The sequence below is a fragment of the Streptomyces sp. NBC_00239 genome, from assembly GCF_036194065.1.
Lineage (GTDB): Bacteria > Actinomycetota > Actinomycetes > Streptomycetales > Streptomycetaceae > Streptomyces.
Window position 1 is genome coordinate 4,312,092 of record NZ_CP108095.1, and the last position, 21,461, is coordinate 4,333,552.

General features: G+C 72.2%; 18 protein-coding genes and 1 pseudogene. 7 read left to right on the forward strand and 12 right to left on the reverse strand.

Annotated elements, in window-relative coordinates; translation table 11 throughout:
• Window positions 1-444: 444 nt before the first annotated feature.
• The 7 genes from pheA to OG764_RS19055 form a co-directional block, all read right to left on the reverse strand.
• Window positions 445-1,380: a prephenate dehydratase gene (gene pheA / locus OG764_RS19025; RefSeq protein WP_328969627.1), complete on the reverse strand. Its 936-nt coding sequence runs from the start codon at window positions 1,378-1,380 to the stop codon at window positions 445-447.
• Window positions 1,381-1,423: 43 nt separating this feature from the next.
• Window positions 1,424-2,683: an iron uptake transporter deferrochelatase/peroxidase subunit gene (gene efeB / locus OG764_RS19030; protein ID WP_328973065.1), complete on the reverse strand. Its 1,260-nt coding sequence runs from the start codon at window positions 2,681-2,683 to the stop codon at window positions 1,424-1,426.
• Window positions 2,684-2,700: 17 nt separating this feature from the next.
• Window positions 2,701-4,803 (reverse strand): copper resistance CopC/CopD family protein, encoded by a 2,103-nt coding sequence (locus tag OG764_RS19035; protein WP_328969628.1) that lies wholly within the window; start codon window positions 4,801-4,803, stop codon window positions 2,701-2,703.
• Between the two features lie 37 nt (window positions 4,804-4,840).
• A complete protein-coding gene (locus OG764_RS19040; RefSeq protein ID WP_328969629.1) occupies window positions 4,841-5,308 on the reverse strand; it encodes a copper chaperone PCu(A)C in 468 nt (155 codons plus the stop codon).
• On the reverse strand, window positions 5,305-5,955 hold the full coding sequence (locus tag OG764_RS19045; RefSeq protein ID WP_328969630.1) for an SCO family protein: 651 nt from the start codon (window positions 5,953-5,955) through the stop codon (window positions 5,305-5,307). Before OG764_RS19045 ends, OG764_RS19040 begins: the two co-directional genes overlap by 4 nt.
• A 43-nt stretch (window positions 5,956-5,998) precedes the next feature.
• Window positions 5,999-6,730: a YcnI family copper-binding membrane protein gene (locus OG764_RS19050; protein WP_328969631.1), complete on the reverse strand. Its 732-nt coding sequence runs from the start codon at window positions 6,728-6,730 to the stop codon at window positions 5,999-6,001.
• A gap of 113 nt (window positions 6,731-6,843) precedes the next feature.
• Entirely contained in the window at window positions 6,844-7,620 is a 777-nt protein-coding gene (locus tag OG764_RS19055; protein WP_328969632.1) for a hypothetical protein, read from the reverse strand.
• Between the two features lie 211 nt (window positions 7,621-7,831).
• Between OG764_RS19055 and OG764_RS19060 the strand changes: the two genes are divergently transcribed.
• Window positions 7,832-8,290, forward strand: a complete 459-nt coding sequence (locus OG764_RS19060; RefSeq protein WP_328969633.1) for an ATP-binding protein — start codon at window positions 7,832-7,834, stop codon at window positions 8,288-8,290.
• Window positions 8,291-8,366: 76 nt separating this feature from the next.
• Here OG764_RS19060 and OG764_RS19065 read toward each other — a convergent pair whose 3' ends face one another.
• Together OG764_RS19065 and OG764_RS19070 are read right to left on the reverse strand one after the other, a co-directional pair.
• Window positions 8,367-9,848 (reverse strand): aminopeptidase P family protein, encoded by a 1,482-nt coding sequence (locus tag OG764_RS19065; RefSeq protein WP_328969634.1) that lies wholly within the window; start codon window positions 9,846-9,848, stop codon window positions 8,367-8,369.
• Window positions 9,849-9,987: 139 nt separating this feature from the next.
• Complete coding sequence (locus OG764_RS19070; protein ID WP_328969635.1) at window positions 9,988-11,532, reverse strand: PP2C family protein-serine/threonine phosphatase; 1,545 nt, start codon at window positions 11,530-11,532, stop codon at window positions 9,988-9,990.
• A gap of 475 nt (window positions 11,533-12,007) precedes the next feature.
• Here OG764_RS19070 and OG764_RS19075 point away from each other — a divergent pair, with 475 nt between their 5' ends.
• The gene (locus OG764_RS19075; protein ID WP_328969636.1) at window positions 12,008-12,718 is read left to right on the forward strand and encodes a bifunctional DNA primase/polymerase; all 711 of its coding nucleotides are present in this window, start codon (window positions 12,008-12,010) and stop codon (window positions 12,716-12,718) included.
• Between the two features lie 108 nt (window positions 12,719-12,826).
• Complete coding sequence (locus OG764_RS19080; RefSeq protein WP_328969637.1) at window positions 12,827-13,516, forward strand: hypothetical protein; 690 nt, start codon at window positions 12,827-12,829, stop codon at window positions 13,514-13,516.
• Between the two features lie 225 nt (window positions 13,517-13,741).
• Here the strand turns inward: OG764_RS19080 and OG764_RS19085 are convergent, their stop codons facing one another.
• The 3 genes and pseudogenes from OG764_RS19085 to OG764_RS19095 all read right to left on the reverse strand — a co-directional run bounded on the left by OG764_RS19085 (window position 13,742) and on the right by OG764_RS19095 (window position 16,524).
• Window positions 13,742-14,731, reverse strand: coding sequence for a DUF5926 family protein (locus OG764_RS19085; protein WP_328969638.1), 990 nt, complete (start codon window positions 14,729-14,731; stop codon window positions 13,742-13,744).
• 256 nt (window positions 14,732-14,987) lie between these two features.
• A pseudogene (locus OG764_RS19090) lies at window positions 14,988-15,610 on the reverse strand (ATP-binding protein).
• Window positions 15,611-15,684: 74 nt separating this feature from the next.
• Window positions 15,685-16,524, reverse strand: coding sequence for a glycerophosphodiester phosphodiesterase (locus OG764_RS19095; protein ID WP_328969639.1), 840 nt, complete (start codon window positions 16,522-16,524; stop codon window positions 15,685-15,687).
• Between the two features lie 216 nt (window positions 16,525-16,740).
• On the opposite strand from OG764_RS19095, the gene OG764_RS19100 reads away from it, so the two are divergent.
• The 4 genes from OG764_RS19100 (at window position 16,741) to OG764_RS19115 (ending at window position 21,398) form a co-directional block, all read left to right on the forward strand.
• Window positions 16,741-18,528 carry a S1C family serine protease gene (locus OG764_RS19100; RefSeq protein WP_328969640.1) on the forward strand — a complete coding sequence of 596 codons (1,788 nt, stop codon included), beginning with the start codon at window positions 16,741-16,743 and terminating at the stop codon, window positions 18,526-18,528.
• Between the two features lie 164 nt (window positions 18,529-18,692).
• Window positions 18,693-19,598: a LysR family transcriptional regulator gene (locus OG764_RS19105; protein ID WP_328969641.1), complete on the forward strand. Its 906-nt coding sequence runs from the start codon at window positions 18,693-18,695 to the stop codon at window positions 19,596-19,598.
• A 163-nt stretch (window positions 19,599-19,761) separates the two neighbouring features.
• The gene (locus tag OG764_RS19110; RefSeq protein WP_328969642.1) at window positions 19,762-20,316 is read left to right on the forward strand and encodes a cysteine dioxygenase family protein; all 555 of its coding nucleotides are present in this window, start codon (window positions 19,762-19,764) and stop codon (window positions 20,314-20,316) included.
• A complete protein-coding gene (locus OG764_RS19115; RefSeq protein WP_328969643.1) occupies window positions 20,316-21,398 on the forward strand; it encodes a YeiH family protein in 1,083 nt (360 codons plus the stop codon). The genes OG764_RS19110 and OG764_RS19115 overlap by 1 nt, the downstream gene beginning before the upstream one ends.
• Window positions 21,399-21,461: the final 63 nt, after the last annotated feature.

The following is a 21,461-nucleotide window of genomic DNA, read 5'->3' on the forward strand; positions in this document are numbered from 1 at the left end:
GTGGACGGGGGTCGGGTGTGGACGCCTTGGGGCGGCGGGGTCGCGGACCGCTCGTTGTCCACAGGAATTGTGGTGACCGGCTTTGTTATCCACAGCCTGTGGGGGCGCTCTGTGGATGCGGGAATTGATCATTCCGGGTCGGGTGGCGGGCCGGGGCATTCCTTGTTCAAACCTGGCTCAGACACTCATTCGGGTGGGAATGCCTCGCCCCAAAGAGTTGATCAACGGCACGCGGGTGACGTCGTTCGCCTCGCGGGACCCGGGAGTTCACCAACGCCGAACGGCCGATTTGTCGACCATGTCGGCCCTCCGTGTCGACTTGTCCCCAGGTCGAGCAGGCCACCTGTGGATAACTCTGTGGATAGTGTGGGCCTGAGCTCGCGTCGGTCCAGGACCGCCTCCCCGGACCGGCGGAAACCGATGGTGACCCGCCCCGGGGGTGGCTCAGCCCCGCCCGTCCAGGCAGCGGGTCAGCCAGTCGGAGGCGGCGGTGAAGTCGCCGTCCGAGGTGCCCGGCCGCGGCGCGCGCACCTCGGGAAGGCTCACGCCCGCCCGCGGGTACGAGCCGAGGAAGCGGACGTTGGGGCAGGTGCGCTTGAGGCCCATCAGGGCCTCGCTGACCCGGCGGTCCGAGATGTGGCCCTCGGCGTCCACGGCGAAGCAGTAGTTGCCGATGCCCTCGCCCGTCGGCCGGGACTGGATCAGCATCAGGTTCACCCCGCGGACCGCGAATTCCTGGAGCAGCTCCAGCAGTGCACCGGGGTGGTCCTCGCCGAGCCAGATGACCACGGAGGTCTTGTCGGCGCCGGTGGGCGCCGCGGGCCGGGCGGGCCGGCCCACCAGGACGAAGCGGGTCTCCGCGTTCTCCGCGTCGTGGATCTCGGTGACGAGGGCTTCGAGGCCGTAGGTGGCCGCGGCGAACTCGCCGGCGAAGGCCGCGTCGTAGCGGCCCTCCTGGACCAGCCGGGCGCCGTCCGCGTTCGACGCGGCCGACTCCCACACGGCGTCCGGGAGGTTCGCCCGCAGCCAGTTGCGCACCTGCGGCTGTGCCACCGGGTGCCCGGTCACCGTTTTGATGTCCGACAGCTTCGTGCCCGGCCGCACCAGCAGCGCGAACGCGATCTTCAGCAGCACCTCGCGGTAGATCATCAGCGCTTCGCCGGACGCGAGCTCGTCGAGGGTCGCGGTGACCCCGCCCTCCACCGAGTTCTCGATCGGCACGAGCGCCGCGGCGGCTTCCCCGTTGCGCACCGCGTCGAGTGCCGCCGGCACCGACACCATGGGGACGAGCTCGCGCGTGGCGGCTTCCGGCAGCGTGCGGAGGGCGGCCTCGGTGAAGGTGCCCTCGGGGCCGAGATACGTGAAACGGGTCGCGGACATGAGATCAGCGTAGTGCGATCCGCCGGAGCGCCCGCGGGACCGTTCACGCTTCGAGAAGCCGCTGCCCCACGAACTCGCCCGCCCGCGGGCCGCCCGGCACGGCGTACAGGCCGCTCGCCTCGTGCCGGATGAAGGCGGACAGCGCGTCCCCCCGGTCGAGCTTGCGCTGGACCGGCACGAAGCCGCGCATCGGGTCGGCCTGCCAGCAGATGAAGAGCAGACCGGCGTCCGGGACGCCGTCCGGCCCGATCCCGTCGTGGTACGAGAACGGCCGGCGCAGCATCGCCGCGCCGCCGTTCTGCTCGGGCGCGGAGATCCGGGCGTGCGCGTTGGCCGGGATGACCGCCTTGCCGTCCGGGCCGATCTTGTCGAGATCCATCTCGGTTTTCTCGGTGCCGCCGGTCAAGGGTGCGCCGTCGGCCTTGGTGCGGCCGATGACCTTCTCCTGCTTGCCGAGCGGCAGCTTCTCCCAGTCGTCGAGCAGCATCCTGATCCGGCGCACGACCGCGTACGAGCCGCCGGCCATCCACGCCTGCCCGTCCGGGGAGCCCGTTTCGGGGACGAAGATCCGCTTGTCGAAGTCGGGCTCCTGCGGCTTCGGGTTGCCCGTGCCGTCGATCTGGCCCATCAGGTTCCGGGCGGTCATCGGCGTGCCGGTGGCGCCGGGTGAGCGGTTGAAGCCGTTCATCTGCCAGCGGACCCTGGCCGCGTCCCCGGCGTCCTTCTGGATCGCCCGCAGCGCGTGGAAGGCGACCAGGGCGTCGTCCGAGCCGATCTGGACCCACAGGTCTCCGTTGCTGCGCTTGGGGTCGAGCTGGTCGGAGGAGAAGTCCGGCAGCGGATCCAGTGCCACCGGGCGGCGGGCCGTCAGTCCGGTGCGGTCGAAGAAGGTGCGGCCGAAGCCGAACGTGACGGTCAGCGAGCAAGGTCCGGCGTCGAGTGCGATCCCGGTGTCGGCGGTGTCGGCGGGCTGCCCGGCCATGAGCCGGCTCGCGGTCCGCGACCAGCGGCGCATCAGGGCCGCGGCCTCCTTGCGGCCGGCCCCGGGGGCCAGGTCGAAGGCGACGACGTGGCCCTTGAGCTGGAGCGGCGTGGTGATGCCCGCTTGGTGGTCGCCGTGGAAGGCGACCTCGGTCGCCCCGAGGGCGGCGAGGGAACCGGCGGCCGGGCGTTGCGGGTCGCCGCTGTCGGAAACGGTGGAGTGGACCAGGGCGCCGCCGGTGGCGCCGAGCGCGAGCCCGGTCGCGCCGGCAGCGCCGACGGTGCCGAGCAGCCGGCGCCTGGAGATCTCGATGTCGGTCACATGCTCGGTCACGCGGGTCAGCCGATCTTCACGTTCTTGTTGACGGTGGTCTGGTCGATGTCGGAGGTCCGGACGGTCACGTCGATCCGCCAGGTGCCGGCCAGCGGCAGCTGGACGCCGGAGGAGGTCCAGTGGCCGCTGCCCGCGTGGTCGGGGACGAGTGGCAGGGGGCCGACGTCCTTGGCGGGCAGGGTGAAGGAGACCTTCACTTCCGGGGCGTCCAGCGGCTTGCCGTTGGGCCGGTCCAGCCACAGGTGCAGGGTGTTGGACCCGGTCCGGCCGGGGTCCAGCTGGAGTCGGGCGGTGCCCTTGCCGTCCTCGCCGCCGGTGTCGAAGGGCAGGGTGATCTTGATGGGCCGGTTGGGCACCGCGGGCGCTCCGGCGCTGCCCCTGCCGGTCTCCTGTTCGGCGGCCCGGCCCGGCTCGGTGCTGGTCAGGGTGGTGGCCACGGCGAGGAGTACGACGGCGACGGCGGCCTCGGCGAGGACCGAGCGGCGCAGTCCGGCCCGGTCGGGGTCGGCGTCGCGGGTCTTCTTCTCCAGGGCGGTGGCCTGGGCGGCGCGCTGCCGGGCCAGTTGGGCGGCCCTCTTGGGGTCCTGCGGGCCCTGCGGGTCCTGCGGGTCCTCGGGGACGGTGACCGGTTCGGGCTCGGGTGCGGGTTCGGGCTCGGTTGCGAGTGCGGCTGCGGGCTCCGCCTCGGCCGACGCCTTGGCCTCCGCCTCCGCCTCCGCCTCGGCCTTTGCCTCGGCCTCGGGCGATGTTTCACGTGAAACACGCTGCGTGACGATCTCGACCGCGGCGGGGGCCGCCCCCAGCCGTGCCGTCCACTGCCTCGACACGTACGCGACGCCCACGAGCACGACGATCAGTCCGACCTTGACGATCAGGAGCTTGCCGTAGTCGGTGCCCGTCAGGGCGGACCAGGTGCCGAGCTGGCGCCAGGACTGGTAGATGCCGGTCGCCACGAGGACGATCACGCTCGCGAAAGCGACCTTGGAGAACCGCTGGACCGCGGCCCGTTCGAGGTCGGGCACCCGGTAGAGGGCGACGAGGAGTGTGACGAGGCCGCCGAGCCACGCGGCGACCGCGAGCAGGTGGAAGATGTCGACGGGCATGGCGATGCCGGGCTGGATGCCGGTGGAGGCGTGTTCGGACAGCGCCCAGGTGGCGGCGATTCCGCCGGCCACGACGGTGCCTCCGATGGCGAGCCCGAAGGTCAGGTCGCTGGTTTCGTCGCGGGTAGGGGAGTCTCCGTCCACGGTGGCCGTCACGCCTCCGGCGTGCGGGGTGCCTGCCGCGGCGTCGGCCGCCTGGCGCCTGGCGTAGGCGCCGAACAGTACGGCGACGAAGAGTGCGGCCGCCCCGAGCAGCAGCAGTCGGGACACCAGCGAGGCGCCCGTCTTGGTTTCGAGGACGGCCTGGAGTCCGGTGAGGTCGAAGGCGTCGGCGAACTTCCCCGAGCCGGTGTACGGGGTGCGCAGCACCAGCATGGTCAGGGTCGCGGCGGTGAGTGCGGCCCAGCCGTAGAGGACCACGCGCTGTACGGCGCGGATGCCGGCGCCGCGCCGCCAGCAGAGCAGGACGAAGGCGGCGCCGCCGACCAGGAGGATGAAGCCCGCGTAGGCGACGTAGCGCGCGATGCCGTAGGCGAGGCCGACCGGGCCGCCGCCCGCTGCCTGGTCGGGCAGGACGACGGAGGTCTTGGAGGGGGCGCCGATGGAGAAGGTGAAGGCGCCCGAGATGGGGTGGCTGTCCGCGGACACGGCCTGCCAGGCCACCGTGTAGGTGCCGTTGGGCAGTCCGGAGTGGAGCACGACCGCGTGCTTGACGAGCGATCCTTCGCACAGGTTGCGCAGTTCGCCGGTGTCGACACGCTTTCCGGCCGGGTCCATGACCCGGATCGAATCGTCACCGAGGGCGACCTGTTCGGAGAACGAGAGGCTGACCTGGGCGGGGCCCGTGGCGACCACCGCCCCGTCCTTGGGGTCGCTCGCGGTCAGCGCGGCGTGCGCCGAGGCCGGTGCGGCCGCGGCGAGCAGCGTGCCCAGCAGGGCGGCGAGGACCAGCAGCAGCCGCAGGAGCGGTGCCGCAGGCGCGGGGGCGGGGGCGGTGGCCGTCATGGCGAGTCAGTCCCTCGTTCCGTCAGTGGTCGTTCCGTCAGTGGTTCTTCGGGTTGTGGGTCCGGTCCTTCACGTCGAGCTCGACCTTGACGGGGCCGGCCTTCTCGAAGTGCAGCTCGATGGCGACCTTGTCGCCGAGCTTCGGCTTGTTCTTCAGCCCCATGAACATGATGTGGCTGCCGCCCCGAGCCAGCTTGAGTTCGCCGTTGGCGGGCACGTCGAGGGACTTGACGTGCTGCATCTTCTGGTTCTTCGTCTCGTGGACCTGTACGTCGTCCGAGAGCGGGCTGGTCACCGACGTCAGCTTGTCGGCGGTGCCGGAGTCGTTCTTGACGACCAGGAAGCCGCCGGCCATGTCGGTGTTGAGGGGCTCGGGCATGAAGGCGCCGCTCACCGAGAGGTCCGGCTTGGCGTCCTTGTCCGCGTCAGAGGAGCAGCCCGATATCGCCAGTGCGGCCGTCAGGGAGAGTGCGGCGGCGATGAGGGTGGTGGTGCGGCGGTTCACGGGTTCTCTCCCTTGATGATCTTCGGCAGGTCCTTGGCGTAGTCGTCGACTGTGGTGTCCTCGCCGTACAGGACGTAGCCCTCGTCGGTTTTCGGGGAGAACGCGATGACCTGGGCGCCGTGCATGGAGACGACGCTGCCGTCGGCTTCCTTCTTGGCGGCCTCGATGCCGATGCCCATGGTGCGGGCGCCGGCCTGGATGGTTTTGAAGTCCCCGGTCAGTCCGATGAAGGACGGGTCCTGGGCCTTGAGCCATTTGTCGAGGGAGGCGGGGGTGTCCCGGTCCGGGTCGGTGGTGACGAAGACGACCTGGAGCCGGTCCTGGTCCGCCTTGGGGAGTGCCTTCTTCGCGGAGGCGATGTTGCCCATGGTCAGCGGGCAGACGTCGGGGCAGTGGGTGTAGCCGAAGTAGAGGAGCGTCGGCTTGCCCTTGGTCTGCTCGCGCAGGTTGAACTTCTTGCCGTGGGAGTCCGTCAGGACCATGTCCGGCTTGGCGAAGGGCCGGTCGATGACGGTTCCCCCCGTGGTCTTGGACGGGGTGCTGACGACGGCGACCGACGAGTCCTTGCCGGTGTCGCTGCTGCAGGCGGCGAGGGTGAGTGCAGCCGCCGCCGCGAGGGCGGCGGCTGTCACACGTGTGGTGCGCATGGAGAGATGTGTCCCTGGTGCCGGTGGTTCGGAAAAGTGCGGATCAGGAGGAGCGGCGGCGGGAGGCCACCCCGAAGGCCACGCCGGCGGCGCCGACGACGATGCCGGTGATGCCGAGCGCGCGGGCGGTGGTGTCGGAGCCCGCGGCCTCCGCCTTCTCGTCGTCGTGGCGGTCGTTCTTCGCGTCCTGGTTCTTCGCCGAGTCCGCGTCCTTGCCGCCGGTGGCGCCGCCGTGGTGGCCCTCGCCGCTGGCTTCGGTCAGCTTGAGGACGGGGGCCGGGTTCTGGGGCTCCTCGGCGCCTTCCTTGGTCTCCTCGATCCAGCGGACGACTTCGTTGTTGTCGTACGTCTGGATGGCCTTGAAGACCATCTGGTCGGCGTCTTCGGGGAGCTGTCCGACGGAGAGCGGGAACTGCTGGAAGCGGCCGGGGGCGATCTTTCCGCCGGTCCAGGTCACCTTGGTGACGGCTTCGGTGATCTGCTTGCCGTGGAGGTTGAGCGGCTTGGCGAGCTTGCTCTTGGTGACCTCGACGGTCCAGCCGGGCACGTCCTGCGGCATGACGGACGCGAGCGGGTGGTCGGCCGGGAAGCTGACCTCCAGCTTGGTGGTCGACGCCTTGTCGCGCTCGTTGGGGACCTTGAAGTTGATGGTGGCGTAGCCGCCCTTCTCGGCCTGGCCCGGCTGCACGCTGACGTGTGCGAAGGCGGGGCCGGCGAGCAGCAGGACGGATCCGGCGGCCAGGGCGGCGGCGACGGGTACGCGAGAGATCTTCATGGCGGAAAACTCCACTGGAAGCGGGGAACGGTGGGCCGCTCGCGGGTGCGCGCGGGCATACCGGCACCGCTGCTCCCGTGCCGGATGCCCGGTGGAGTCGAGTCGGTGCCGTGTCAGGCTGCGAGGACGAGTGCCGCGGGCGGCCCGCGCCTGATCACGGTGTGCTGGAGGGCTTCTCTGCCGGGGGATGCGGATGCCGTCCGCTCGTCGCGGGGCAGGGCCGGGGCCGGGTGGTCCGCGGCGAGGAGTCCCGCGCGCAGGGCGCGTACGAAGGCCAGTGCCGCGCGCAGCGGCCGTACGGGAGTGCCGTCGGCGGACAGGCGCAGCAGGCGTTCGAGAGCGAGGTCGCCGCGGCCGAGCAGCCAGCCCGCGGCCAGTGCGGCCAGCAGGTGGCCGAGGAGCATGGGCAGGGAGAGCAGGCCCGTGGCGGGTTCGGCGGCGGTGGCGGCGTGGCCTGCGTGGGCGTGTGTCTGGGCGAGCGCGGTGGCGGGGTCGATGCCGGCCGCGTCGAGTACTTCCCGGGCCCGTGCGGGTGTCAGGGGTATGGCGTTGCCGCCGCAGATCAGCCGTGCGGCCAGGTCGGCGAGCGAGCCGGCGGCCGGGTCGGCCGGTCCGGTGGTGTGCTGGCCGAGGCCGAACAGGGAGTGCAGGACCAGCTGTCCGCCCGCGAGTGCGCCGGTGATGCCGGGCAGTGAGCGGCGGCGGCCGGAGAACGGTGCTGCGCAGGCGAACACTCCGAGGAAGCCGAGGGCGAGGGCCCACAGCGGGACGGTCGCACAGGAGGCCACGGCGTGGCCCACCCCGGACAGCGCGACGCAGACCGCGGCGAACACCGCGGCCCTGATGAGCCGCGGTCCGGCTCCGGCGCGCATCAAGCGGGGGTGAGGCATGGCCGGGTCATCATCGCACTGCGCTCACGGCGTCCATACAGCAGGTCCGTAAGGTCCCATGCGTCCCGTTCGGCGCTTCCCTCTCACGGCCCAGCGGGGAAACGGCTTCCGGGCGCATACACCGGTGGATGAAGGGCGCGCGTCGGCCATTCGGGGGGTCTGTCGGCCGGCCGTGGCTTACCGGCTGCCGTGGGCGGCAATAGGTATCGGTATGAGCATCTGGTGGTCTCTCCACTTGCGGCGCGAAGCAGCGAGCGTTCCGCTCGCCAGGCGGTTGCTGCTCGGGACCATGGAGACCGCGGGGGTGGACCCGGAGATCTCCTATGACCTCTCGGTGGCGCTCACCGAGGCCTGTGCGAACGCCGTGGAGCACGGTGGCGCGGGGGCGGACCGCGTGGTGGCCGACGGCACCGAGGCGTATGACGTCACCGCGTACCTGGACGGGGACTGCTGCCGGATCGAGGTGGCGGACCGGGGGCCGGGCTTTCCGGCGCACGTGGGGTCCCGGCGCAAACCGTCCGGGGCTCTGCGGGAGAACGGGCGGGGCCTGTGCCTGATCGAGGAGCTCGCCGATCACGTCCTGTTCCGCAACCGGCCCGGGCGCGGTGCGGTGGTGAGCTTCGACAAGGTCTTGAAGTGGCGTGAGGGCGCACTGTTGAAGGTGTCGTGAGGTGCAGTTGCGGTGTTTCACGTGAAACACCGCCGGCCGGGCCCCTCGGGGCCCGGCCGGCGGTGCGTGAAGGGTGTCAGCCCTTGAGGCGGGCCATCCAGGCCTCGACCTCGTCGGACTTCCGGGGCAGGCCGGCGGAGAGGTTCCGGTTGCCGTCCTCGGTGACGAGGATGTCGTCCTCGATCCGGACGCCGATGCCGCGGTACTCCTCGGGCACGGTCAGGTCGTCGGCCTGGAAGTAGAGACCGGGCTCGACCGTGAGGCACATGCCGGGCTCCAGCGTGCCTTCGACGTAGGACTCGGTGCGCGCGACGGCGCAGTCGTGGACGTCCATGCCGAGCATGTGACCGGTGCCGTGCAGGGTCCAGCGGCGCTGCAGGCCGAGTTCCAGGACGCGCTCCACCGGGCCTTCGAGGAGGCCCCACTCGACGAGCTTCTCGGCGAGGACGCGCTGCGAGGCGTCGTGGAAGTCGCGGAACTTGCCGCCGGGCTGCACGGCCGCGATGCCGGCTTCCTGGGACTCGTAGACCGCGTCGTAGATCTTGCGCTGGATGTCGGTGTACGTGCCGTTGATGGGCAGCGTGCGGGTGACGTCGGCGGTGTAGAGGGTGGTGGTCTCCACGCCGGCGTCGAGCAGCAGCAGGTCGCCGGAGCGGACCGCGCCGTCGTTGCGGACCCAGTGCAGGGTGCAGGCGTGGGCGCCGGCGGCGCAGATCGAGCCGTAGCCGACGTCGTTGCCCTCGACGCGGGCGCGCAGGAAGAAGGTGCCCTCGATGTAGCGCTCGCTGGTCGCCTCGGCCTTGTCGAGGACCTTCACGACGTCCTCGAAGCCGCGGACGGTGGAGTCGCAGGCCTTCTGCAGCTCGCCGATCTCGAAGGCGTCCTTCACGAGGCGGGCCTCGGAGAGGTAGACGCGCAGCTCCTCGTCGGTCTCGGCGGTGACCTTGTCGGCCAGCGCGGTCTCGATGACGGAGTCGTGGCCGCGGACCACGCGGACCGGGCCGGTGGCCTCCTTGAGGGCCTCCGGGAGCTCGCGCACGTCCTGGGCGGGCAGCCCGAGGACCTGCTCGGCCTCGGCCAGCGAGTGGCGGCGGCCGACCCACAGCTCGCCGGTGCCGGAGAGCCAGAACTCGCCGTTCTCGCGGTTGGAGCGCGGCAGCAGGTAGATCGTGGCGGTGTGCCCCTCGGTGGCGGGTTCGAGGACGAGCACGCCGTTCTCGGTCTGGTCGCCGGTGAGGTACGCGTACTCCGTCGATGCGCGGAAGGGGTACTCGGTGTCGTTGGAGCGCGTCTTGAGGCGGCCCGCGGGGACGACGAGGCGCTCACCGGGGAAGCGGGCCGACAGCGCGGCGCGGCGGGTGGCGGTGTGCGCCGCCTGCTCGATCGGCTCCAGCCCGTGCAGCTCGGTGTCGGCCCAGCCGGACCGCATGCTCTCGGCAAGCTCGTCGGTGACGGCCGGGTACAGGCCGTTCTTCCGCTGCTTGATCTTCTTCTTGGGCTGCGCCTCTTCCGGGGTTTCCGGGTTCTCCGGCGTCTCCGGGTTGAGCTCTTCGGCCACGGGTCCGTCTCCTCCTGGTACGACACTGAACCGTCTCCATCGTACGGTCGTGCGGAAGGGGGCCCAGGGCCGGAAGACCTATTACCAAGATCGTGCGGTGCCAGCCGGGGCCGCGGGGCGGGCGGCCACGGCCATCGGGTCAGTCGAAGCGGGCCGCGAGGAGCACGATGTCCTCGTCGGAATCCACCGCGTCCCGGCCTCCCGGGAGCACGGTGCGCAGGATGTGGTCGCAGAGCGCGGCCGGGTCCTCGCGGGCGGACCTGGGTGTGCTCGCGGCGGCGGCGTGCAGCCGGGCGAAGGCGCGGTCCATCGGGTCGCCGGTGCGCTGGAGCAGCCCGTCGGTGTACAGCAGCACCGTTTCTCCGGGTGCGGGATCGAGCTCCACGCTGGGCGCCTCCCAGCACGAGAGCATTCCGAGCGGGGCGGAGAGCGAGGTCTCGACGTACTCGGTGCGGCGTTCGCCGATGAGCAGCGGCGGGGTGTGTCCGGCGCCGGCCAGGATGATCTTCCGGCGGGCCGGTTCGCAGTAGGCGAAGAGGGCGGTGGCCGAGCGGGCGGGCTCGGTCAGGCGCAGCAGGAGTTCGAGGTCGGACAGGACCGCGACCGGGTCCTCGCCCTCCATGACGGCGTAGGCGCGCAGGGAGGCGCGCAGTCGGCCCATGGCGGCGACGGCGCTGGGTCCGGAGCCGGTGACGGAGCCGACGGCGAGGCCGAGGGCGCCTTCGGGCAGCGGGAGGGCGTCGTACCAGTCGCCGCCGCCCAGGGGACCGGTGCGGTGGCGGGCGGCCAGCCGGACGCCGGAGACGCGCGGGAGCCTGCTGGGAAGGAGCTCCTCGGAAACGGTGGCGAGCCGGGTGCGGGCCCGTTCGACCTCCAGGACGCGGGCGAGGTGCTCGGTGGCGTAGCGGCAGTAGAGGCCGGCGAGGTGGCGTCGGCGTTCCGAGGGCTCGGCGTGTTCGTCGTAGAGCCAGACCGCGGCGCCGAGACGCCCCGCGGTTTCGGTGGCCAGCGGCAGGGCGTAGCTGGCGGCGTATCCGAGGCGGGCGGCGACCTCGCGGTAGCGGGGGTCGACGGGGGCGGTGTAGCCGCCGGTGCCCGCGGCTGCTCCGGGTTCGGGCAGCTGTTCGCTGCCGCCTTCCGCGTCGGGCAGTCCGTCGAGGATGCGGCCGTACGGGGTGGCGCTGCGGGGGATGGTCTCGATGTGGCCGAGCTCCGCGTGGCCGAGGCCGAGGCCGACGGTGAGGGCGGGGCCGAGGCCGTCGGCAGGTTCGAGTACGGCCAGGGCGCGGCGGGCGCCGACCAGTGCGGCGCCGGCCTTCAGGATCTCCTGGAGGGACGCGTCGAGGCCTGCCGTGCGGGCGAGGCGTTCGGTGAGTTCGTGCAGGGTGGTGAGGTCGGAGACCCAGCCGGCGAGGCGGTCCTGGATGACCGTGCCGGGGGCGGGCGGATGCGGGGCTCCGGGTGCCGCTGCGGGGGCCGGGCGAGCGGGCGCGGGCGCGGCAGTGTGCGGGGGAGCCGGAACTGCTGGATCGATTCCAGCCACTTTCGGCAGATGCGGGGCGCTCATGGCATCCGCCTTTCCACCTGGTGTGATTCGCCATAACGCATCGCAAACCCCCAGATCAATCTGCACTGGCTGCAAGGGGTCCACATCTACACGCACAGGTGGAGCGATGTCCAGCATTGCCCAGGTGGGAATCCTGGTGTCCGTGAGACGACAACTCCCCGTACGGTCAAGGCTCGAACTTGGCCGAAAAATGCCGGGAGTGGACCTCTTTTGCGGTCGACTGAACGTGCCCGCCGCAGCGTCATATCGTGCGTGAGGGGTACGTAATCGGTGATGGTCAGAGCCGGTTGGCACCGCTCTGGATCCAGGCGGGAACCGCTCGGCGAGGCTGTTCGTCCTTGTCGGCGAAGGCCGTGCCTCATCCCCGGACAGGCGGGACGTGTTCAACGGGCTCTCGGATTCGCTCCACCGGGACCCTGCCCGGCGCCAGTCGCGCGCCGGCCCCGCCAGGCGTTTCATGGACCGGTAAAACCGCACGAACCGCATGAAACCTCAGCAAGCGGATAGTGACCCGAAACATGCACATGTGGTGAAACACCGCATACATGGTGTGATGTGGCCCTCGGCGTTCAACGGAAAGGAACGAGCGCTCATGCGCGAGATCCTCGGAAGGCGTCTTCGGCGGCTCCTGGGAGCGGCGACCCCGGGACGGGTGTGGGGGAGTCCCCGGCACGACGCCCCGGCCGTCCTCCTCGACGCAGCCCTGACCTGCGCCACCGCATGGCAGTGGCCCGTACTTCCCGGTGTCGGCTCGGTCCCCGCGGCCGACGGGGGCGAACGCTGCGCGTGCCCCGACCCGGACTGCGTGGTGCCCGGCGCGCACCCCTTCGACCCCGGACTGCTCGCCGCCACCACGGACGAGCGCATGGTCCGCTGGTGGTGGACCAACCGGCCGACCGCGCCGGTGATCCTCGCGACCGGCGGCCGTGCGCCCTGCGCCGTCAGCCTGCCGGCCGCGGCCGGCGGGTCGGCGCTCCGCAGGCTCGGCGCCACGGGCGTGCGGCTCGGCCCGGTGGTGGCGACGCCGACCCGGATGTCGATCCTCGTCGCCCCGTACTCGCTGGAGCGGCTCGGCGAACTCCTCTACGCCAAGGACGGCGTTCCCTCCTCGCTGCGCTTCCACGGTGAGGGCGGCTACCTCGCGCTGCCGCCCTCGCGGGTCCGCGGCGGACGGGTGCGCTGGGAGCGCGCGCCGCTGGCCGGCTCGGCGCGGCCGTGGCTGCCGGACGTCGAGGCGGTCGTGGACGCGCTGGTCGAGGCGAGCAGTGGCGCGTCCGACGGGGGCAGCCGGCTCGCCTACTGAGCCCGTAGCCCCGGCTCTTCACTCGAACGGGTGTGACCGGGGCCGAGTTCCAAGGGAATTGGGCGCGCGGCCCGCTGCGCCCCATTCCCGCGTCGCTATCTTCGGCGAATGAATCTCCGCATGATCGGTATCGGTGCCGGTGTGCTGATCATCCTGTCGGTCCCCCTCGCCGGTGCGCTCGCCGGACCGTCGGCCGGGGCACGCCCCGGCGGGGGTGGCTTGCTGTCCTCGCTGGGCCTGCGGGAGCCCGGCGCGAAGAACCCGGACGCCGGGCGCGCCACCGGGGACCGGCAGCGCGCTTCGGACCGCGGCGGGAGCGCTGCCGACGGAACGAGTGCTGCCGGTGCGGGTGGTGCTCGCCACGCCGCTGGTGCCGGCGATGGTGGCGGTGCCGGTGGTGCGGGCGGTGCCAGTGGTGCGGGTGCATCCGGTCCGCAGCAGTCGCGACCCCGTACGGATGCCCGGTGCGGACCCGAACTGTCCTCCCCCGAGGGCGTCGAGGCGCAGACCTGTGTGCTGACGGGTGACGGGCAGGCCCGGGGGCGCAGTTACTACCGGAACACGACCGGCCGGCCGCTCGGGGCGGTGCTGTCGCTGATGGGTCCGGCCGGGCGGACCGTACAGATCCACTGTGCGGTGCCGGCGGGCGACGAACCGGGTGTGTGCGAGACCCCGAAAGAACCGTCGGATGCGGCGTCCGAAGCCTGGACGGCAGTTGCGGAATACGCCGTACCGGATGAGGAAGGCCCGCTTCTGCTCCGCGCGGGGAGCAACTCCGGGGATCCGGTTGAGGATTGAAATGGAAGCGCCCGGTCGCTGGCGACGGGGGATGCACCAGCGACCGGGCTACAAGAACGGTAACAAGAGATCGCGTCTTCGCAAATTCGATCTCGGATATTCGGACACCGATATGCCGACGATTAGCGGGAGTTGTGACCGGAGTCACCAGGCCCGCCCATCAATCTGAATGGCTCATTCCGGATCATTGGCCGGCAACGGCGTGCCGGGGGTGTCCCGGCGGTGTCAGCTGAGCGTCACCTGGCGGTTGGTGAGGCCGCCACGCGCCCGCCGCTCTTCGGCGGTCAGGGGAGCGTCCGAGGCCAGAGCCGTGGCGAGGCGCTCGGCGAGCTCCGCCGCGGGCTTCTCGACGTCCTCCGCGGTGACCCCGGTCGGCAGGTCCCACACCGGCACCATCAGTCCGTGCGCGCGGAAAGAGCCGACCAGACGCGTGCCTTCACCGAGCGAGGAGAGGCCGGCCGCGTGCAGTCGGGCGAGAGCGTCGAGGAGCTTCTCCTCGGCGTGCGGCATGACCCAGCGGAGGTGGTTCTTCTCCGGCGTCTCGCACCAGTACGCGGCGTCGACTCCGGTGAGTTTCACGGTCGGGATGGCAGCGGCGTTCGCGCGCTCCAGAGAGGCCGCGATCTCGGGCGAGGAGTTCACGGTGTCCTCGGACTCCGGAATCCAGAATTCGAATCCGGTGTGCACAACAGGCTCGAAAGCGCTGTCGGTGTCGAGGAGGTCCACCAGGCGCGGGCCGTCCGCCTCCACGCGGCGGGCCGCGACGGGCGTTCCGGGCTCGGCGGTCAGCGCGCGCTGCAGCGTGTCGGCGAGGTCGCGGCCGAGGTCACCCGTCGACGTGTCGTTCTGCAGGCCGAGCAGGACGGAGCCGTCCTCGCGGCGCAGCGCCGGCCAGGCCATCGGGAGCACCGTCGCCAGCGTCACCGACGGCACGCCGTCGGGCAGTCCGCCCTTGAGGGTGAGCGGGACGGTCGCGGCGGGCACCAGCTCGCGCAGCGCCACCCAGTCGCACTCGCCCGGCAGGCCCTCGAAGGGGCGCTGCACCAGCTCGGTGACGGCGTGCGCCGCGGTCCGGCCGTGGCAGGCCTTGTAGCGGCGGCCGGAGCCGCACGGGCACGGCTCGCGCGCACCCACCACCGGGATTTCGCCGTCGGTGACCTGCGGCTGGGCGCCCTTGGGCTGGTGTCCCTTGGGCTGGGGGCGCTTCTTGGCCATGGTGGGTGTCTCCCGGTTGAAGCTCGTGCTGACGGCGCGAGCCTATCCGTTGCACCCGGCCGCCCCCGGCTGCCGGGACCGCGAGCGTCGCCCCCGGAACGGCGCCCTGTGTCCTCCGGAAGAGCGCCTCTTCCGGAAGAGGGCCCGCCGTCTTCCGGATGAGGGTCCGCCGCCTTTCGGATGAGGGTCCGCCGCCTTTCGGCGGGCGCCCGGCGGCTTGCGGAGCCGGACGCGCTGCGGCGGGCGGCGCGCCGCCTCAGTGGTCGGTGCCCAGAGGGCAGGATTCGAGATCGTCGAAGGCCGTCATGAAGTCGAGCAGGGGCGGCGCAACGCGCGTAGCGAAATCGTCATGGCGATGCCCGGAGGCAACGACGACCCACACGGTGACCTCGCCTCCCGCGCCGTCCCGTACGCCCCAGTCCTGGGCGAGCGCGCTGATGATGTTCAGCCCGCGGCCCCCGTGCGCGGTGACCGAGGGTGTGGCCGGAACCGGGCGGGTCGGGCCGCCTCCGTCCGTCACTTCCACGGTCAGCCGGCCGGCTTTGTCCACCCGCCATGCAGCTTGGATGTCGCCTTCGCCCACCTCCCCGGCACCCAGCGGCCGGCCGTGTCGGCAGGCATTGCTGAGAAGTTCGGAAAGGATCAGAACGGCATCGTCCACGACCGATTCGGACACCCCGCTGATACGCAATTGCTCGCGCATCCGGTGCCTCGCCTGGCCCACGCCCGCAGGACCATGGGCTACGGCCATGCACGACGACGTGGGCACCTCCTGTGCCACCACCAACGCCACCCCCGGAACCTCCTTAGCCCCACGCATGGTCTGGATGCCCCAATGGCCTGGACCGGAAACCGCCGAAGCGGACGCGGCTGACGCATTCATGATGAGCGGACGCGGACCGGATGCGCCGGGGCACACCCCGTCACGGGTGGGAGAAGAGCAACTGGTGTGATTAGCGGCCGAGTTGGGACAGGACCTGTCGCGGTCGATTGGTGATGATCGCTTCGACGCCCAGATCAGCGCAGAGCTGAACATCTTCTGGCTCATTTACGGTCCACACATGCACGGAGTGGCCGGCTTTCTGGAGCTTCTGGATGAAACCCGGGTGATTGCGCACGATCCGGATCCCGGGCCCCGCGATGCGCACGCCGGCCGGCAGCCGCCCGTCCCGCATCCGCGGCGAGATGAACTGCATCAGGTACACGGTGGGGATCGTCGGCGCCGAGGCCCGCACCCGGTGCAGGGAGCGCGCGGAGAAGCTCATGATCCGCACCGGCGAGGGCCCGCCGACGGGCGGCGAGTCCAGGCCGAAGCGCTTGAGCAGGAAGAGCAGCCGCTCTTCCACCTGTCCGGCCCAGCGGGTCGGGTGTTTGGTCTCGATGGCCAGCTCCACCGGGCGGCCCGCGTCGGCGACGAGTTCGAGGAGCCGTTCCAGGGTCAGCACGGAGGTGCGCTCGGGGTCCGGCTCGCCGGCGCCCTCCGCGTCCCAGTCCGGGGATTCCTCGCGGTCCTTCCAGGAGCCGAAGTCCAGCGCCGCCAGGTCGGCCAGTTCCAGGGCGGAGACCGCGCCGCGGCCGTTCGAGGTCCGGTTCACGCGGCGGTCGTGGACGAGGACGAGGTGCCCGTCCGCGGTCAGGCGCACGTCGCATTCCAGGGCGTCCGCGCCGTCCTCGATGGCTCTGCGGTACGCGGCCAGCGTGTGCTCGGGCGCGTCCTCCGAGGCGCCGCGGTGGGCGACGACCTGGATCGTCTTCGGGTGCTGGAGGCCGATCGGCTGCCGTGCGTGGGTCACCCGGCCATGGTGTCATCCGCGGTGGGCGGGGCGGGCGGGATGCGCTGGAGATGCGACCGAAATGCCTGGCGTAAAGGATGGCGGGAGGACGCACAGGTCCGGCTTACAGTGCTCTGACGGTTCATGGGAAAGGCTTTGCCCAGGAACTTGTGCGGCCGGCCGGACGTTCAGCCCGACCGGTATCCAAGCAGCCGTGCGTGACGAGGAGAGAGAGCTGTGAGCACCGAGAACGAGGGCACCGCGGCCCCGACGCCCCCGCAGGCCCCGTCCGTACCCCCGGTGCCGGTGGCCGCTCCCAGCCCCGAGTACGCCGAGGCCGTGCCGGCCGAGGCCCCCGAGGGGCAGGCACCGGCCCCGACACGGGCCCAGGCCCCGGACCACGCGCCGGCCCGGCCCGCGGTGGCGGACGCCCGGCCGCCGGCCGACCAGGCCGCCGCGGACTATCCGGCGGCGGCCCCGGCGGCCCCGGCGGCCCCGGCGGCCCCGGCGGCTCCCCCGGCCCAGGCCCCGGCCCCGGTCGACCCGAGGACCCAGCAGCTGCCGCACGCCGAGGCGGCGACTCAGCAGTTGCCGCCCACCGGCCCCGTGACCCAGCAGCTGCCGGCCACCGGCCAGGCCACCCAGCAGCTGCCGGCCACCGGCCAGGCCACCCAGCAGCTGCCGGCCACGCCGCCGGAGCCCCCGGCGGGTCCGTACGCGGCTCCGGCCGCCCCGCCGGCCGCGGCCCCGGCCGGTGCCGAGGCGGGCGGCTGGCCTCCGCCGCCGCCCGCGGTGCCCTCGTACGCCGATGGCGGCGGGCACGGAGGTCCGTACGACGGCGGGCACGGCGGGCACGGCGGCGGTCCCGTCTGGGGTGCGCCCCTGGGGCAGGAGCCGGCGCCCAAGCGCAAGGGCCGCGGCGGCCTGATCGCGGCCGCACTCGTGGCCGCCCTGGTCGCGGGCGGAATCGGTGGCGGCATCGGCTACCAGCTCGCCAAGAACGGCGACAGCGTCGACGGCTCGACGACCGTCAGCGCCGGCGTCACCCCGAAGGACCTCCAGCGCGAGCCGGGCTCCGTGGCCGGCCTCGCCGCCAAGGCGCTGCCGAGCGTCGTCACCATCGAGGCGCAGGGAGGCGACGGCGAGGGCGGCACCGGCACCGGGTTCGTCTACGACCAGCAGGGCCACATCCTCACCAACAACCACGTGGTGGCCTCCGCCGCGGACGGCGGAAAGCTTTCCGCGACGTTCTCGAACGGCAAGCGGTACGAGGCCGAGGTCATCGGCCGGGCCCAGGGCTACGACGTGGCCGTGCTGAAGCTGAAGAACCCGCCCGCGGGGCTGGCCCCGCTGCCGCTCGGCGACTCCGACAAGGTCGCCGTCGGCGACTCGACGATCGCGATCGGCGCTCCGTTCGGCCTGTCCAACACGGTGACCACGGGCATCGTCAGCGCGAAGAACCGCCCGGTGGCCTCGGGTGACGGGCAGAGCAAGCAGAACTCGTACATGAGCGCGCTGCAGACCGACGCCTCGATCAACCCGGGCAACTCGGGCGGTCCGCTGCTGGACGGCCGGGGCGCGGTCATCGGGATCAACTCGGCGATCCAGTCCGCGGGCAGCGGCGGCTTCGGCGGCGGGCAGGCGGGCTCCATCGGCCTCGGCTTCGCCATCCCGATCAACCAGGCCAAGAACGTGGCCGAGCAGCTGATCAAGAGCGGCAAGCCGGTCTACCCGGTGATCGGCGTCTCCGTGGACATGCAGGCCAAGGGCGACGGCGCCAAGATCTCCGAGCAAGGCGCGGCCGCCTCCGAGCTCGTCGACCCGAACGGTCCGGCGGGCAAGGCGGGGCTCAAGCCCGGTGACGTGATCACGCAGTTCGGCGGCAAGCCGATCGACAGCGGCCCGACGCTGATCAGCGAGATCTGGACGTACAAGCCGGGCGACGTGGTCAAGGTGACGTACCTGCGCGGCGGCAAGGCATCGACGGTGGACCTGACCCTGGGCTCGCGCGTCGGCGACAAGTAGCGATCGGCTGCGGGCTGCGGGCTGCGGGCTGCGGGCTCCGTGCTCCGGGCCTGCGGGCCGGCGGGCGGCCGGGCGCGCGGATGCGGCCGAGTGACCTGAATCGGGAGGGGCCGTAGGCGGGATTCCGCCTTCGGCCCCTCCCAACGTCCGCTTATGCTTCGACCGTGTTCGACTCCCGGCACATCAGGACTTTTCACGAGGTGGTCACCGCCGGGTCGTACTCGGCGGCCGCCCGTGTGCTCGGGTACACCCAGCCGGCGATAACCCAGCAGATGAAGGCGCTCGAACGCGCCGTAGGCACGCCGTTGTTCACGCGGGTCGGCCGCCGGATGCAGCTGACCGAGGCCGGGGAGTCGCTGGCCCGGCACGCCGTGGCCATCCTGGGCAGCCTCGGCGCCGCCCAGCAGCAGATGAAGGCGTACGCGCGGCTGCGCACCGGCCGGGTGCGGCTGTGCGGCTTCCCCAGCGCCAACGCGACCCTGGTCCCCGAGGCGCTCAGCGGGCTGGCCAAGGAGCACCCCGGCATCCAGGTGGAGCTGCTGGACGGCGAGCCGCCGGACTCGCTGCACCGGCTGCAGCGCGGCGAGTGCGACATCACCCTGGCTTTCACCTACCCGGGGCTGCACGAGGAGGTTCCGGACGAGGTCGTCGAGGTGCGGCTGCTGGAGGACCAGCTGACCGTGCTGCTGCCCAACGGCCATCCGCTGGCCCGGCGGCGCTCCGTACAGCTGGCGGATCTGGCGGAGGAGCGGTGGATCGCGGGTTGTCCGCGGTGCCGGGCGAACTTGCTGCACGAGTGCGCCGGCCTCGGCTTCGTCCCCGAGATCGTCTTCGCGACGGACGACAACCTCGTGGTCCAGAGCCTGGTGGGGCAGGGCCTGGGGGTGGCGATGATGCCCGCCCTGCTCCTCCCGTCGCTCTCCCTGACCCGGGTGTGCGGGCGGGGCCTGGAGCCCGCGGCCCGCCGCCACATCTCCGCCTACGTCTACCGGGAACACCTGCGGATTCCGGCGACCGCGGCGGTGCTCGACGAGCTGCGCCGGGTGGCGGCGAACCGGGTCGGCTGCTGAGGCCGGGCCGCGGCGCGCCAGTGGCGGGGCCGCGGAGGGGGCTGCGGTGGAATGACGACGGGGCGCCGGCCGGGCGGCATTCCGGGAACCCATAAGCAGGGCTTGGGATTTCAGGTGAAAACTGTCGTTGGACGTGATGGACGGACAGTCGGACGCTGCCCGTATGACCACGACGACGACCGCAGCGCTGACTGTGACCGCGCGGATGACCGACCTCATCGGCGAGATACGCGCGGTCGTGGACCGCGGCCTGCCTCCGGACCTCACCGCCTACCTGGTCGGCGAGAAGCTCGCGCCGCACCTCGGCGCCCCCGATCTGCTCACCCTCGCCCAGCAGGAGAGCGATCCGGAACGCTATCGGCAGCACATCGTGCACGCCGAGCGGGACGGCAGCTTCTCCGTGGTCGCGCTGGTCTGGCTGCCCGGCCAGCAGACGGCCATCCACGACCACGTCTCCTGGTGCGTGGCGGGCGTCCACCAGGGCGAGGAGAGCGAGCGCCGCTACCGGCTCGCCCCGGGCCCCGGCCGGGCCCGGCTCGTGCCCACCGAGGACGTGGTGAACGGCCAGGGCGACGTCTGCGGGTTCGCGCCGCCCGGTGACATCCACCGGGTGCGCAACTCCTGTCGTACGACCGCGATATCCCTGCACGTCTACGGCGCCGACGTCGCGCGCCTCGGCAGCAGCGTCCGCCGCGTCTACACCCTGCCGGCCGACTGATGGCCCTCCTGCACCGGCCGCAGCCCCGGCCCGCGGCTGCCGACCGACACGCTTCCGGCCGGCCGGCTCCCGCTCCGGATGTTTCACGTGAAACACGCAGCTGGCCCGGGCTGCTCGTGGCCGTCCTCGGCGCGGCCGTGGCCTGGTCGGTGCACCGACTGGTTCCGGCCGTTCCGATGCTCACGGCCTCCGTGGTCCTCGGCATCACGGTCGCCCACCTGCCGCGGATACGGACCTTCGTACGCGGCGCCGGCCGACCGGGCCTGTCCCTCGCCGGGCGGCGGCTGATGCGGATCGGCATCGTGCTGCTGGGACTGGGGCTCGGGCTGGACCAGGTGGTCCGGCTGGGCTGGGGCACGGTGGCGATGGTGTTCGGCGTGGTCGCGGCCACCTTCCTCGGCACCCTCTGGCTCGGCCGCCGCCTCGGACTGCCCGGCGACCAGCCGCTGCTCATCGCGACCGGCTACTCGATCTGCGGGGCTTCGGCGATCGGGGCGGTGAGCGAGGTGTCGGGCAGCGACGAGGAGGACGTGGCGTCGTCCGTGGCCCTGGTGACCCTGTGCGGGACCCTGGCCATCGCGGTGCTCCCGCTGCTGCAACAGCCTCTGGGGCTGGGCGATGCGGAGTTCGGCCGGTGGGTCGGGGCGAGCGTGCACGACGTGGGCCAGGTGGTGGCCACCGCACAGACGGCCGGACCGGCAGCCCTGGGCGATGCGGTCCTGGTGAAGCTGATGCGGGTGGCGATGCTCGCGCCGCTGGTCGCGGCGGTGGCCTTCGCGCTGCGTGCCCGGCGGGCGGGGATCCGTACGAGCTCGGGCAAGCGGCCCGCGCCCGTGCCGCTCTTCGTGGCGGGCTTCCTGATGGCCGCGGGCGTACGGGCGACGGGGCTGCTGCCGGCGGAGGCCCTGGAGTGGGCGCACACCGCCCAGGAGGCGCTCCTCGCGGCCGCGTTGTTCGGGCTGGGCAGCGCCGTCCACCTGCCGACGCTGGCGCGGACGGGCGGCCGGGCGGCGGTACTGGGGCTGAGCGCGTGGGTGGTGGTGGCCGGCGTCTCGTACGCGGGCGTGCTGCTCACGGTGTGAGGCGTGGCGGGCGCGGCCGGCGAGCGGGTGGTCGGCGGGTGGTCGGCGAGCGGGTGGTCGGCG

Bases quoted from the DNA above. Each gene is read 5' to 3' on its own strand.
- OG764_RS19085 (WP_328969638.1), bottom strand. From the start codon at position 14,731: ATGGCCAAGAAGCGCCCCCAGCCCAAGGGACACCAGCCCAAGGGCGCC.
- OG764_RS19110 (WP_328969642.1), top strand. From the start codon at position 19,762: ATGACCACGACGACGACCGCAGCGCTGACTGTGACCGCGCGGATGACC.
- OG764_RS19080 (WP_328969637.1), top strand. From the start codon at position 12,827: ATGAATCTCCGCATGATCGGTATCGGTGCCGGTGTGCTGATCATCCTG.
- OG764_RS19060 (WP_328969633.1), top strand. From the start codon at position 7,832: ATGAGCATCTGGTGGTCTCTCCACTTGCGGCGCGAAGCAGCGAGCGTT.
- OG764_RS19070 (WP_328969635.1), bottom strand. From the start codon at position 11,532: ATGCTGGACATCGCTCCACCTGTGCGTGTAGATGTGGACCCCTTGCAG.
- OG764_RS19035 (WP_328969628.1), bottom strand. From the start codon at position 4,803: ATGACGGCCACCGCCCCCGCCCCCGCGCCTGCGGCACCGCTCCTGCGG.
- pheA (WP_328969627.1), bottom strand. From the start codon at position 1,380: ATGTCCGCGACCCGTTTCACGTATCTCGGCCCCGAGGGCACCTTCACC.
- OG764_RS19050 (WP_328969631.1), bottom strand. From the start codon at position 6,730: ATGAAGATCTCTCGCGTACCCGTCGCCGCCGCCCTGGCCGCCGGATCC.
- OG764_RS19075 (WP_328969636.1), top strand. From the start codon at position 12,008: ATGCGCGAGATCCTCGGAAGGCGTCTTCGGCGGCTCCTGGGAGCGGCG.
- OG764_RS19045 (WP_328969630.1), bottom strand. From the start codon at position 5,955: ATGCGCACCACACGTGTGACAGCCGCCGCCCTCGCGGCGGCGGCTGCA.
- OG764_RS19055 (WP_328969632.1), bottom strand. From the start codon at position 7,620: ATGCCTCACCCCCGCTTGATGCGCGCCGGAGCCGGACCGCGGCTCATC.
- OG764_RS19115 (WP_328969643.1), top strand. From the start codon at position 20,316: ATGGCCCTCCTGCACCGGCCGCAGCCCCGGCCCGCGGCTGCCGACCGA.